Origin of the sequence: Rhizobium sp. S96 (assembly GCF_030382195.1) — a bacterium.
Classification (GTDB): domain Bacteria; phylum Pseudomonadota; class Alphaproteobacteria; order Rhizobiales; family Rhizobiaceae; genus Rhizobium.
This window is the reverse complement of record NZ_JAUDRY010000003.1, coordinates 424,378-437,230: the sequence shown is the minus strand read 5'-3', so window position 1 is coordinate 437,230 and position 12,853 is coordinate 424,378. Positions and strand designations below refer to the sequence as shown.

At 61.3% G+C, this 12,853-nt stretch carries 13 protein-coding genes; 6 read left to right on the top strand and 7 right to left on the bottom strand.

All coding sequences use genetic code 11. The annotated features are described in order from the left end of the window. Nucleotides 1-18: 18 nt before the first annotated feature. Nucleotides 19-795, bottom strand: a complete 777-nt coding sequence (gene ubiE / locus QTL94_RS03145; RefSeq protein WP_289800553.1) for a bifunctional demethylmenaquinone methyltransferase/2-methoxy-6-polyprenyl-1,4-benzoquinol methylase UbiE — start codon at nt 793-795, stop codon at nt 19-21. Between the two features lie 150 nt (nt 796-945). Between ubiE and mutM the strand changes: the two genes are divergently transcribed. The 5 genes from mutM (at nt 946) to QTL94_RS03120 (ending at nt 6,691) form a co-directional block, all read left to right on the top strand. Then, on the top strand, nt 946-1,836 hold the full coding sequence (gene mutM / locus QTL94_RS03140) for a bifunctional DNA-formamidopyrimidine glycosylase/DNA-(apurinic or apyrimidinic site) lyase (protein ID WP_289800552.1): 891 nt from the start codon (nt 946-948) through the stop codon (nt 1,834-1,836). Between the two features lie 23 nt (nt 1,837-1,859). Further along, complete coding sequence (locus QTL94_RS03135; protein ID WP_289800551.1) at nt 1,860-2,633, top strand: enoyl-CoA hydratase; 774 nt, start codon at nt 1,860-1,862, stop codon at nt 2,631-2,633. A gap of 185 nt (nt 2,634-2,818) precedes the next feature. Next, entirely contained in the window at nt 2,819-3,097 is a 279-nt protein-coding gene (gene rpsT, locus QTL94_RS03130) for a 30S ribosomal protein S20 (RefSeq protein WP_065689253.1), read from the top strand. 826 nt (nt 3,098-3,923) lie between these two features. Next, complete coding sequence (gene dnaA / locus QTL94_RS03125; RefSeq protein WP_289800550.1) at nt 3,924-5,474, top strand: chromosomal replication initiator protein DnaA; 1,551 nt, start codon at nt 3,924-3,926, stop codon at nt 5,472-5,474. Between the two features lie 134 nt (nt 5,475-5,608). After that, nucleotides 5,609-6,691 (top strand): saccharopine dehydrogenase family protein, encoded by a 1,083-nt coding sequence (locus QTL94_RS03120; protein WP_289800549.1) that lies wholly within the window; start codon nt 5,609-5,611, stop codon nt 6,689-6,691. On the opposite strand, the gene fhuF is transcribed toward QTL94_RS03120, so the two are convergent. Both fhuF and gcvA read right to left on the bottom strand, forming a co-directional pair. Further along, complete coding sequence (gene fhuF, locus QTL94_RS03115) at nt 6,688-7,437, bottom strand: siderophore-iron reductase FhuF (RefSeq protein ID WP_065689256.1); 750 nt, start codon at nt 7,435-7,437, stop codon at nt 6,688-6,690. The genes QTL94_RS03120 and fhuF overlap by 4 nt on opposite strands. Nucleotides 7,438-7,735: 298 nt before the next feature. Further along, a complete protein-coding gene (gene gcvA, locus QTL94_RS03110; protein ID WP_065689257.1) occupies nt 7,736-8,620 on the bottom strand; it encodes a transcriptional regulator GcvA in 885 nt (294 codons plus the stop codon). A gap of 210 nt (nt 8,621-8,830) precedes the next feature. Here gcvA and QTL94_RS03105 point away from each other — a divergent pair, with 210 nt between their 5' ends. Further along, complete coding sequence (locus QTL94_RS03105) at nt 8,831-9,748, top strand: DMT family transporter (RefSeq protein ID WP_065689258.1); 918 nt, start codon at nt 8,831-8,833, stop codon at nt 9,746-9,748. Nucleotides 9,749-9,755: 7 nt separating this feature from the next. On the opposite strand, the gene hemW is transcribed toward QTL94_RS03105, so the two are convergent. From hemW to rph, 4 genes are read right to left on the bottom strand one after another with little or no spacing between them, the layout of a single operon-like run. After that, a complete protein-coding gene (gene hemW / locus QTL94_RS03100; protein WP_065689259.1) occupies nt 9,756-10,958 on the bottom strand; it encodes a radical SAM family heme chaperone HemW in 1,203 nt (400 codons plus the stop codon). Between the two features lie 8 nt (nt 10,959-10,966). Then, entirely contained in the window at nt 10,967-11,611 is a 645-nt protein-coding gene (rdgB, locus tag QTL94_RS03095) for an RdgB/HAM1 family non-canonical purine NTP pyrophosphatase (RefSeq protein WP_289800548.1), read from the bottom strand. 8 nt (nt 11,612-11,619) lie between these two features. Beyond that, nucleotides 11,620-12,036: a VOC family protein gene (locus QTL94_RS03090; protein WP_289800547.1), complete on the bottom strand. Its 417-nt coding sequence runs from the start codon at nt 12,034-12,036 to the stop codon at nt 11,620-11,622. Then, complete coding sequence (rph, locus tag QTL94_RS03085) at nt 12,033-12,752, bottom strand: ribonuclease PH (RefSeq protein ID WP_289800546.1); 720 nt, start codon at nt 12,750-12,752, stop codon at nt 12,033-12,035. Before rph ends, QTL94_RS03090 begins: the two co-directional genes overlap by 4 nt. Between the last annotated feature and the right edge of the window lie 101 nt (nt 12,753-12,853).

Here is a 12,853-nt window from a genome sequence, read left to right as displayed (position 1 = left end):
GCTCCGTGGTGCCATGCCTCAGAGCTTCCAGCCGGAGTGCAGAGCGGCGATGCCGCCGGTGTAGTTGGTAAAGCTCACGCGCGAAAAGCCCGCAGTGCGGATCATGTCTGCGAAGTTCTCTTGATTGGGGAACTTGCGGATGGATTCGACGAGATACTGGTAGGGCTCGGCATCGCCGGTGATTGCCTTGCCGAACTTCGGAATGGCGTTGAACGACCAGGTTTCATAGACGCGGTCCAGCAGCGGCATGTCGACCTCAGAGAACTCCAGCACCAGCAGGCGGCCGCCGCGCTTCAGGACGCGATAGGCTTCGCTGAGAGCCACGTCGATGCGCGGCACGTTGCGGATGCCGAAGGCGATCGTATAGGCGTCGAAGCTGTTGGCCTCGAACGGCAGGTCTTCGGCGTTGGCCTCGACGAAGGTCAGGTTGTCGGAAAGCTTGCGCTTGGCGGCGCGCTCCGCGCCGACGCCGAGCATTGAGCCGTTGATGTCGAGTACGGTCGCATGCGCGTTGCGCCCGGACGCCTCGACAATACGAAAGGCGATGTCACCCGTGCCGCCGGCGACGTCGAGAACCTTGTAGCCCGGCTCCTTGCGCGGGTTCAGCGATGCGATCATCGCGTCCTTCCAGACACGATGCATACCGACCGACATCACGTCGTTCATGATGTCGTAGCGCTTGGCGACCTTGTGGAAGACCTCGTTGACGAGGCCCTGCTTCTCACCGTCCGCAACCTCGCGGAAGCCGTATGATGTTTCCATGCCGCCTTCGGCGGAGGTACGGCTTTCTGACATCGAACAACTCCAATCTCTGAAATCAGCGCGGCGACCATAGCGAAAGCAAGCCGGCGGCGCTATCTGTGGGCCACGGTCCGATCCGCGGCACCTTGGCGCTATAGCGCACAACGCCGACGGTTGAAACATGTTAGATATAGATGGGTTAAGATGCCGGAATTGCCAGAAGTCGAGACCGTCAGGCGCGGACTGGCGCCGACCATGGAAGGTGCGCGCATCGCAAGGCTGGAGCTGCGCCGCAAGGATCTGCGCTTCCCGTTTCCCGAAGGGCTCGAAGCCCGCGCGACAGGCCGCAGGATCATCGCGCTCGGGCGCCGCGCCAAATATCTGCTGATCGATCTCGACGACGGCACCACCATCATCTCGCATCTCGGCATGTCCGGATCCTTCCGCATCGAGACGGGACCGGTCACCGACGCGCCCGGCGAGTTTCATCACCCTCGCTCGAAGGACGAGAAACACGATCACGCCATCTTTCATCTGGAAGGCCCGGCAGGTCCCAGCCGCGTCATCTATAATGACCCGCGCCGTTTCGGCTTCATGGATATGGCCGAGCGGACGGCGCTCGAGATCAATCCCTTTCTCTTTGGCCTCGGCCCGGAACCAACAGGCAACGAACTCAGCGCCGCTTATCTCGCCAAACGCTTTGCCAACAAGGCGCAGCCGCTGAAGAGCGCGCTGCTCGACCAGAAAAATATTGCCGGCCTCGGGAATATATATGTGTGCGAGGCGCTGTGGCGCTCGCACCTGAAGCCGACGCGGGCGGCCGCCAGCCTTGTGACGAAGACGGGCAGTCCCACCCAGCAGATGGAGCTGCTGGTCTCTTCCATCCGCGATGTCATTGCCGATGCGATCAAGGCTGGCGGTTCGTCGTTGCGCGATCATATCCAGACGGATGGCTCGCTCGGCTATTTCCAGCATTCCTTTTCGGTCTATGACCGCGAAAGTCTACCTTGCCGCACACCGGGCTGCGGCGGTACGGTCGCCCGGATCGTCCAGGCCGGGCGCTCGACCTTCTATTGCCCGGTCTGCCAGAAATAGTCAGTCCGTCCGAGAGGAAGCCCATGTCCTATGAAACGCTGATCGTTGAAACGCGCGGGGCCGTGGGCCTGATCACCTTGAACCGCCCACAAGCCTTGAACGCGCTGAACTCGACCGTGCTGGACGAATTGCTGCGCGCACATGCCGCCTTTCAGGTCGACGACACCATTGGCGCAATCGTATTGGCCGGTTCCGAGCGAGCCTTCGCCGCCGGTGCCGATATTAAAGAGATGCAGCCGCTGGATTATGCCGACGTCTATAGCCGCGATCTGATGAGCGGTTGGGACGACGTCGCCAAGGTCCGCAAGCCGGTCATTGCCGCGGTCAGCGGCTTTGCACTGGGCGGTGGCTGCGAGCTTGCCATGATGTGCGACTTCATCATCGCCTCGGAGACCGCCAAGTTCGGCCAGCCCGAGATCACCCTCGGCATCATTCCGGGCATGGGCGGCTCGCAGCGTCTGACGCGCGCGGTCGGCAAGTCGAAGGCGATGGACCTGATCCTGACCGGCCGCATGATGGATGCGGACGAGGCGGAGCGCGCAGGACTCGTTTCGCGTGTGGTGGCACCCGAGCGGCTGATCGACGAGGCGCTGGAAGCGGCGGCAAAGATCGCCTCGCTATCGCGTCCGTCTGTGCTGATGGCCAAGGAGGCTGTCAACCGCGCGCTGGAGACGACATTGGAGGAAGGGCTGCGTTTTGAGCGCCGTCTTTTCCATAGTCTCTTTGCCACGGACGATCAGAAGGAAGGGATGACAGCCTTTATCGAAAAACGTAAGCCGGCCTTCAAGAACCGGTGAGCCTTGGATAAAGGCGGAGTTTCCTTGAAAATGCGCGTTGACGCCGCTCGGCTTTAGGGTTATATGCCCGCCCAAGGTTCGGGAAGCCACTCCGGTTTTCCGATTATGCTCCCGCATTGCTGTATGAAGTGGCCGCAGGGCCCGCGGTAATGGTGGAGTTTGTTCGAATTCTTAGAGAGGCATCCATGGCCAATACAACTTCGGCGAAAAAAGCGACCCGCAAGATCGCCCGCCGTACCGACGTCAATAAGGCTCGTCGCTCGCGCGTTCGTACTTTCGTTCGCCAGGTCGAAGAGGCACTCGCATCCGGTGATGCTGCCAAGGCAAAGGAAGCTTTCCTCGCCGCGCAGCCGGAACTGGCCCGCGCAGCAAGCAAGGGCGTCCTGCACGCCAACACGGCATCCCGCAAGGTCTCGCGCCTCGCAGCTCGTGTGAAGGCTCTCTCGGTCGCAGCGACCGCGTAATCTTTCGTTAAGAAGCCTATCGTTATGATTAGCCCGGCAACTTTGTCGGGCTTTTTCGATTCCGCGATCTGCCAAGCCTATGGTTAATTCAGCGATGAATTCGTGTCGGGTGGATGACATAAAAAAACGATCAAAAACAATGGCTTGCGTCAGGATGCTCTCAGCCTTCACGACTCAGACCTTCCGTTGCGGCGTCTAAAACGAGTCAAGAAGCTTTTTTCTTTTTTTCTTTTTATGCGTGTCCAAATTACCAGTTTCGGGAATCTCCTTGATTCAAAAGCGATTCTTTTTTGACGGCGGCGTGACGCCCTAAATGTGCCGCCGGAGTCAACCGGCCGCTCTTAATTTTGCGTAAAATTCATCGTTGATCTCCGTCCACGATCCTGCCTAAATGCCGGTCAACAAGGGGCTCGGACATCACCTGTTTAAAGGCTTGGTCTAAGACTGCCACGTCGGCAGGCTGATTGCTTTGTGTCTTTTGTTACGGAGAGCTTTGGCCTCCGGCTTCTCACGCACTGGTACAGTTCGAACTGTGGTTGTGGCGACCGCGGAACGAGGATCTGTGTGCGCTGAGAAGAAGGACGGACGAAGAAGCGCAGGCATGTTGGGGTCGTAGGGACGAGGGACGACCACCGGCACGGGAAGCGAAACGGAAGCTGCATGATGCGGGTTCCCAGCGCCTCTCGCTAGTCGCCTCATGTATTGAGGCAGGCGTTGGAGTGAACCGGTCGATAGTGGTGCATGAGGGCGCCATGATCTGGCCATAGCGGGGAAATAATCGGGCGACGGATTTTAAGGCCGCCCGGTCGAATTGGAAGGCGGCATAATGCACATGAATTCAATGGCGGCGAATGTTTTGGATAACGAGGACAAGACTTCGCAGGCGTTTGGCTCTATTTGCCCGGAAGCGGCGGGGGAAAAGGGAGACATGAAGAATGGCATATTATTTGAGCGCGTTAGCGCACGCCTGAAAGCTCAAGTCGGTCCTGATGTCTATGCAAGCTGGTTTGCCCGGCTGAAATTGCATTCGGTATCCAAAAGCGTCGTGCGTCTCACCGTACCCACGACCTTCCTGAAGTCCTGGATCAACAATCGCTATCTCGATCTGATCACCAGCCTGTTCCAGGCCGAGGACGCTGAAATTCTCAAGGTGGAAATCCTTGTCCGTACCGCGGCGCGCGGTACCGCCAAGCCTGCCGACGAAGCGGTTGCCCAGGAACCGGCCTCCTCGGTTTCGCAGATCCGTCGTCCGGTCGCCCAGCAGGCGGGCCAGGTCGTCCAGAATACTGTTGCAGCTGCGGCTGCAGCGCGCCCGTCCATGTCGGGACAGCCGCTTTTCGGCTCTCCGCTGGACTCGCGGTTCACCTTCGATACCTTCGTTGAGGGCAGCTCGAACCGCGTTGCCCTTGCTGCGGCCAAGACCATTGCCGAAGCCGGCCAGGGCGCTGTGCGCTTCAATCCGCTCTTCGTTCATTCGACTGTCGGCCTCGGCAAGACCCACCTGCTGCAGGCAATCGCCAATGCAGCCGTGCAGAACCCCCGGGCGCTGCGCGTCGTCTATCTGACGGCGGAATACTTCATGTGGCGCTTCGCAACCGCGATCCGCGACAATGATGCATTGACGCTCAAGGACTCGCTGCGCAACATCGACCTTCTGATCATCGACGACATGCAGTTCCTGCAGGGCAAGATGATCCAGCACGAGTTCTGCCATCTCCTGAACATGCTGCTCGACAGCGCCAAGCAGGTCGTCGTTGCTGCCGACCGCGCGCCTTGGGAGCTGGAATCCCTCGATCCTCGCGTCCGTTCGCGTCTGCAGGGTGGTGTGGCGATCGAACTCGATGGACCAGACTACGAGATGCGTCTCGAAATCCTGAAGCGTCGCCTCGACGTGGCACGCACGGAAGATCCGTCTCTGGAGATTTCGCCGGAACTTCTCAACCACGTGGCACGCAGCATCACTGCAAGCGGCCGCGAACTTGAGGGCGCTTTCAACCAGCTGCTGTTCCGTCGTTCCTTCGAGCCGAACCTGTCGATCGAGCGTGTGGACGAGCTGTTGGCTCATCTCGTCGGCTCCGGCGAGCCGCGTCGCGTTCGCATCGAAGACATCCAGCGTATCGTTGCACGGCATTACAACGTCTCGCGCCAGGAGCTGGTCTCGAACCGCCGCACGCGCGTTATCGTCAAGCCGCGCCAGATCGCCATGTATCTGTCGAAGACACTGACGCCGCGGTCGTTCCCGGAGATCGGTCGCCGTTTCGGCGGTCGCGACCATACGACGGTGCTGCACGCCGTCCGCAAGATTGAAGAGCTGATTTCCGGCGATACCAAGCTTTCGCACGAAATCGAGCTTCTGAAGCGCCTTATCAACGAATAGTCGGGCGCTTTCGATCAAAAAGAACAACGGCCAGGAGCAATCCTGGCCGTTTTCTGTTTCAATCCCTTTGTTTGATACCGCATGCGTACAAGCGTCCGCCGTGGGAGGAGACACGGTGTTCAGGGGAGGGATCCATGACGTTCACGAAAATTGCCGTCGTTGGCCTGGGCAAGGTCGGCCGACTGGCAGCGACGCTTCTGCATGAAGGCGGCTTCGAGGTGATCGGCGTCGATGCGCAGCTGCCGGTGGGAGACCTGCCCTTCAAATGCCGGAGCGGCGATATTTCCGACAGGGCGGTGATGGGGGAATTGCTGTCGAGTGTCGAAGCCGTGCTCTCCTGCCTGCCCTATCATCTCAACATGGAACTCGCGCGCGCGGCCCATACGGCCGGCATCAACTACTTCGATCTGACCGAGGACGTGCCGACCACCAACTTCATCATCGAACTGTCGAAGACCGCGCGCGGGTTGATGGCGCCGCAATGCGGATTAGCACCTGGTTTTGTCGGCATCGTCGGATCAAGCCTGGCGGACGGTTTCGATCGTTGCCGCTCGATCCGCATGCGTGTCGGTGCCTTGCCGCAACATCCGACCGGGCTCCTCGGCTATGCCTTCAACTGGTCGCCGGAAGGCGTCGTCAATGAATACCTCAACGATTGCGAGGTCATCGAGGGCGGCGTCCGCAAACTCGTCTCGCCGATGGAGTGGCATGAGACAATCTACGTCGAGGGCGTCAAGCTGGAAGCCTTCACGACATCGGGCGGCCTTGGCACCATGTGCGATACGCTGCTCGGGAGGGTCGAGAACCTCGATTACAAGACCATGCGCTATCCCGGCCATATGGACCTGATGAACTTTTTCTTCCACGAACTGCTGATGCGCGACAGGCGCAAGCTTGCTGGCGAGATCCTCACCAATGCCAAGCCGCCCGTGGAAGACGATGTCGTCTACGTCCATGTGGCTGCCGAAGGCACGGAAAACGGCAACCTGCGCCGCAAGGAGTTTGTTCGCGCCTATTATCCGCTCGAGATAGCAGGCGCTCGCCGCACCGCCATCGCCTGGACGACCTCGGCCTCCGTCGTGGCAGTCATCGAGATGGTCCGCGACGGGCTGCTGCCGTCGTCGGGTTTTCTGCACCAGGAGCACATTCCGCTGGACATGTTCGTGCAGACCCCGACCGGCAGCCTGTTCAAGACCGGGGCCTCAAGCCACCGCTAACCCCTTTGGCTTGGCAGCGCGCAAGTCTTGCCGCAACTGGGAACGCCGGGGAGCATGTAGCGCAGGCAGCAGATCTTGCGGCGGGCGACGCGCTCGCCGCCCTCTTCGACCTGCTGAACGCAGCCGCAGAACGGATTCACGCCGCCATCCGGCAGGCAGCCTCGGACGAACAGAGGCAGGTCGGATATCGTCGCCGCATCTCCGCTGGTCAGGCGCAGTGCATAGTTGACGTATACTGCCGCATTGTTCCAGCAAAGCTTGGCCGAGATGCCGCAGGCTTTCAGTCGAGTAACGGCCTCGCCCAGATGTGTTTGGAGCAGCGGCCCAACGGCGTCGAAATCGTCACCTGCGTTCGGGGCTTGCCCGTGTCCCTCATGCAGCACGCCGAACGCGCGTGGTAGCCCGTTCTCCGCCAAGGCGATGGTCATGTCACCAAAGGCTACCGGCAGCGCCTGCGCGGCCAACCTGCGGGCGATAAGATAGGGAATGGCCAGGGCTGAGAAGTAGTAGAGCGACCACATCGAGACGACGGCCCGTCTGTCGCTGCCGCCGCAGTGCTCTGCATAGCGGTCGATCGCCTGCTGAAAGCCATCGCCGTCAAAAAACTCCAGGAGAGGTAGGCCATCGGCGAGATCTGCCGTTAGCATCATGCGGTCCCGGCACCAGTCGTGTTCGCCGGAAAAGGCCGGTGACAGGCCGCACGGCTGGTCGCTACAATCGATTTTCCGTTGGGACGCGCTCGCCATTGTTCAGGCGTTGCGCCGGGTTGTGGTGACAGCGCGTCTTGGCGGCTGTCCGGCAAGAGAGCAAGCCTGCCGCAGTCCTTCCAGAGAAGGCGGATCATTCCTCAGGCCCACGGTACGGTTCCCGGCCGCGTGCCGCAGCGATGTGATCGTCAATCTGCGAATGGTCATCGATCTGGATCCCAGCATCCTCATGCGAGCGATATGCTGAGTGTATTAGTCAACAAATGCGGCCGAGGGAAGATGAAATGCGAGTAAGGAACTCAACTTTTATTCCTGCATGCGAAACTGCAGCAGCCAGTCAGCCATGCGCTTGGGATAGCAGCCAGCGACGGAACGCTGCGACCGCTGGCCGCTCGAGCGCCAGACCGGGATAAACCAGATGGTAGGCGAGGCGGCTGGACAGGCCGAGCGAAAAAGGCGCCACAACCGTCCCATCCTCCAGCTCGCGAGCCAGGAATGAGCGGCGCATCAACGCAATGCCCGAACCCGATTTCATGGCGTCGAAGGCGCCGCTGCCGTCGGTGAAGACCGGCCCTTTGTTGCCGTCGACACCGGTGGCGCCGGCGGCCTCCAGCCAGAGCTGCCAGTCTCGTCGGTAGACGTCGTGGATCAGGGTGAGGGCGGCAAGCCGGTCGGGTGTTGGCGCTTCGCCAAGTGCTGCTGCCAGCGCCGGCACGCAGACCGGCGTCAGTTCGTCGTCCACCAACCTTTCGCTGATCAGGCCGTCATAGCCGCCAAGGCCATGGCGAATGGCGAGGTCTATTCCATCGTGTGCGAAGTCGAGAACGCGATGCGAGGTGCTGATCCGCACGTCGATTTCGGGATGCGCGTCCTCGAATGCCCTGAGCCTCGGCAACAGCCAGTGGGTCGCAAAACCGGCGGTACAGGTGACCGTGAGGAAGGCGCCGCGAGCGCGGGTGGTAATGGCAGCCGTTGCCTCACGCACGAGGCGGAATGCGGCCCGCAGCGTCGCAAAGTAGTCCGCGCCCTCCGTGGTCAGTGCGAGCGCGCGTGTCTTGCGTTCAAAAAGCTGCACGCCCAGCGCCGCTTCCAGATCGCGAACCTGAAGGCTGATCGCACCCGGCGTGACGTTGAGTTCCTTCGCCGCCATCGTCATGCTGAGATGGCGCGCGGCGGCCTCGAAGGCGCGAAGGGCGGACAAGGATGGGAGATAATCGCTCATGATTTAGCTCACCTAAAGCGTAGGCCGAAAAAGACTCGTTTGTCGTGCCCAATTTGTCGAAATAATATCAGCATAAAGGCGGCTATCAATCGGAATCGCAAATGCCGATAGAGCGAGAATAATTCGCTCATTGAATGGCGCGCAACAATCGGGTGGCACCCGTCGCAATGGCGACGTACAGCTTGGGTATCGAGCGGAGGAGACGATGACATGCAGCAGAAACAGATGGGTCTTGCGGAATGGGGAATGTTGCTGGTGCTCTCCCTACTGTGGGGTGGGTCGTTCCTCTTCAACGGCATTCTGGTCAAGACCCTGCCGCCCTTCACCATCGTCACCGGCCGCGTGCTGATCGCGGCGATCGCGCTCAACGTCATCGTCCGGGCAACCGGCCACGTCATGCCGCGCGATGGGAAGTCCTGGGCCGCTTTCTTCGGCATGGGCATCCTCAACAACATGATCCCCTTCTGCCTGATCGTCTGGGGGCAGACGCATATCGCGAGCGGCCTTGCCTCCATCCTCAACGCCACGACCCCGCTCTTCGGCGTGGTTGTTGCCCACCTGCTGACCGCAGACGAGAAGATGACCGGCAATCGACTGCTCGGCGTGCTCGTCGGCTTTGCCGGCGTCGCTTACATGATCGGCTTCGATGTGCTGCGAGACCTCGGCTCCAACGTGCTCGCACAGCTCGCCGTGCTCGGCGCCGCGCTATCCTATGCTTTTGCAGGGATATTTGGTCGCCGTTTCCGGCAGATGGGCATGGCGCCACTGCTACCGGCGGCCGGGCAGGTCACGGCCTCGACCATCCTCATGCTACCGATCGCGCTGATCGTCGATCAGCCATGGACGCTGGCAGCACCGTCGTCCGAGACTTGGATGGCGCTGCTCGGGCTCGCCCTGCTGTCGACAGCAATCGCCTACGTCCTGTTCTTCCGGATCTTGTCGACCGCGGGCGCAACCAACCTCATGCTCGTCACCTTCCTCATCCCCGTCAGCGCCATTCTGCTGGGAGCGCTGGTGCTGGGCGAACAGTTGCAGGCCAAACATCTGATCGGCATGGCAATGATCGCCCTCGGCCTCGCGGCGATCGACGGACGGTTGATGCCCTTCGGCCGTAAAAGACCGGCCTAGACCTCGCCTAGCAGGCGAGGTCGGCGACGACGGAATCGAGGATGAGCATGCCGGATGGCGTGCAGCGTAGGCGCGAATTGCCGATCCGCTCGACGAAGCCGTGCTGCAGCAGGAACTCTTCGCGCTTTGGATCGAGGTCCCGTCCGGAAAGCTGCTGCCAGCGGGCGAGATCGACGCCCTCCTTCAGCCGCAGCCCCATCAGTAGCAGTTCGTCCGACTGCTCCTCATAGCCGAGCACTTCCTCGTCCAGCATGCCATGTCCGCCGCGCTCCACCAGATCAAGCCAGGCCTCCGGCTTGCGCTCGGTGGCGGTCGCGATCTTGGCGTTCCCGCGCGTCAGGCGTCCGTGTGCTCCCGGGCCGATGCCGGCATAATCGCCGTAGCGCCAGTAGGTGAGGTTATGCCGGCTTTCGGCGCCCGGCCGTGCGTGGTTGGAAACCTCGTAGGCCGGCATGCCTTCGCGCTCGGTAATTTCCTGCGTCGCCTCATAAAGCAGCGCGGATTGCTCGCCATCAGGAACGATCAGCTTGCCGGCCTTATGCAATCCGAAGAACGGCGTGCCTTCCTCGATCGTCAGCTGATAGAGCGACAGGTGGTCGACGGCATAGGAGATCGCCTGCTTCAGCTCGGCGTCCCACTCCTCCACCGTCTGGTTGGGCCGGGCATAGATCAGGTCGAAGGACATGCGCGGGAAGATGTCGCGCGCCAGTTTGATCGCCTTCAGCGCGTCGGCGACGTCGTGCAGCCGACCGAGGAACTTCAGGTCGCGATCGTTCAGGGCTTGGACGCCGAGCGAGACGCGATTGACGCCCGCCGCGCGATAGCCGCGGAAGCGGTCTGCCTCGACGCTGGAGGGATTGGCCTCCATAGTGATCTCGATGCCATCAGGCATGTGCCAGGCGGCTGCAATGCCGTCGAGAATGGCTGCCACCGTCGATGGGTTCATCAGGGACGGCGTGCCGCCCCCGAGGAAGACGCTGGTGACCGTTTTCGGTCCGCTCATCTGGCGCATCGTTGCCATTTCTTTCAGGAAGGCGGCGGTGAAGCGCTCCTGATCGACCGGCTGATGGCGGACATGGCTGTTGAAATCGCAATAGGGGCACTTGGCGGCGCAGAACGGCCAATGCACGTAGACGCCGAAACCGGGCTCGCCGGTATCGGGCAGGAGAGGGGCATTGCGCAGCAGGTTCGGCTGTTCCAAGGTGTCCACGATCGCCCTTATGCTTCCAGGCAGGTTTCGACGAAAATCTTGAAGGCGCGGGCGCGGTGCGAGAGCGCCTGGGCATCGCCCGGCTTCCAGCCATGCTTTTCTTCCGCGCTCATCTCGCCAAAGGTAGTCTCATAGCCTGCCGGTTGGAAGACCGGATCGTAGCCGAAACCCTGGCTGCCGCGCGGTGGCCATGCGACCGTTCCCTCGACTTCGCCGCGAAACAGTTCCGTATGGCCGTCCGGCCAGGCCAAGCACAGCACACTGACGAAGCGGGACGTGCGCTGGTCGGGTTTCGTCGCGCCGGCTGCCTTAAGCGCGGTCTCGACCTTCTCCATCGCCATGGCGAAATCGCGCGTGCCATCGGCCGTCTCGGCCCAGTTGGCGGTGTAGACGCCCGGATCGCCGCCGAGCGCGTCGATCACGAGGCCTGAATCGTCGGAGAGTGCCGGCAGGCCCGATGCTTGCGCCGAGGCCAGCGCCTTGATCGTTGCGTTTTCCTCGAAGGTCGTGCCTGTTTCATCCGGTTCGATGAAATTGAGTTCGGCAGCCGACTTGGCGGTAAAGCCGAACGGTCCGATCAGGTCCTGGATTTCCCGGATCTTGCCGGCATTGTGGCTGGCCACGACGATGGTCTTGGTCTCAAGCTTGCGCATTGGATATCCTATTCGATGCCCCAAATTCTGGCTTCGGCACATTCCAGACTGTTACCCGCGGGATCGCGAAAATAGATCGATCGTCCGCCCTGCGGCCACCGCACCTCGGATTCGATCGCGACGCCTGCGCCGGTCAGCAGCTTGGCAATCCGGTCCAGATTTTCGGCGGAGACGCGAAAGCACGCATGCCCGGCGCCGTTCGTGCCATGTGGCGGTACCTGCAGCGAATGCTGCTCCGGCGGCTTGATCGTTTCCTCAGGATTGAAGATCAGGAGAACGCCGGGGCCGCAGCGAAAGAAGACATGCCGGTTACCCGCCCGCGTGATCTTTTCCAGTCCGAGCACGCCTTCATAGAAGGCCTCGGCCCTGTCGAGATCGTCCACGTAAAGCGCGGTCTCGAGCATGCCTTCCAGCATGTCGTTCATCCGGCGATGGCCTGCTTCTGCATGTCGACGAGCTCGCTGATGCCGGCCTTGGCCAGCGCCAGCAGCGATGCAAACTCTTCCTCGCTGAAAGGCTTGCCTTCCGCCGTGCCCTGGATCTCGACGATACCGCCGGCGCCGGTGATGACGAAGTTGGCATCGGTCTCGGCCGAGGAGTCCTCGAGGTAGTCGAGATCGACGACGGGCTGATCGGCGAAGATACCGCAGGAGATCGCGGCGATGTGGTCCTTGAGGACCCGCTCGACCTTGATCATGTTGCGGCTTTCCATCCATTTCAGGCAGTCATAGAGCGCGATCCAGGCACCGGTGATCGACGCGGTGCGGGTCCCGCCGTCGGCCTGGATGACGTCGCAATCGAGCGTGATCTGGCGTTCGCCCAGTTCCTTGAGATCGACCACTGCGCGAAGCGACCGTCCGATCAGGCGCTGGATTTCCTGCGTGCGTCCGCCCTGCTTGCCGGCCGCGGCCTCGCGCTTCATGCGCTCGCCGGTGGCGCGCGGCAGCATGCCGTATTCCGCGGTGACCCAGCCCTTGCCGGTGTTGCGCAGCCACGGCGGCGTCTTTTCTTCAAGGCTCGCCGTGCAGAGCACGTGCGTATCGCCGAATTTCACCAGACAGGAGCCTTCGGCGTGCTTTGAAAAGTTGCGCTCGAAGGAAACCTTGCGCATTTGATCGGTTTTTCTGCCTGATGGCCGCATTCTATTCTCCTGGGGCATGACGCGAAAAGTACGAAGCGAATGGCAAACGGCGTCACACGCGCTTTTATGTTGTTGACCGCTTCTACGATTGGCGGCGCTCA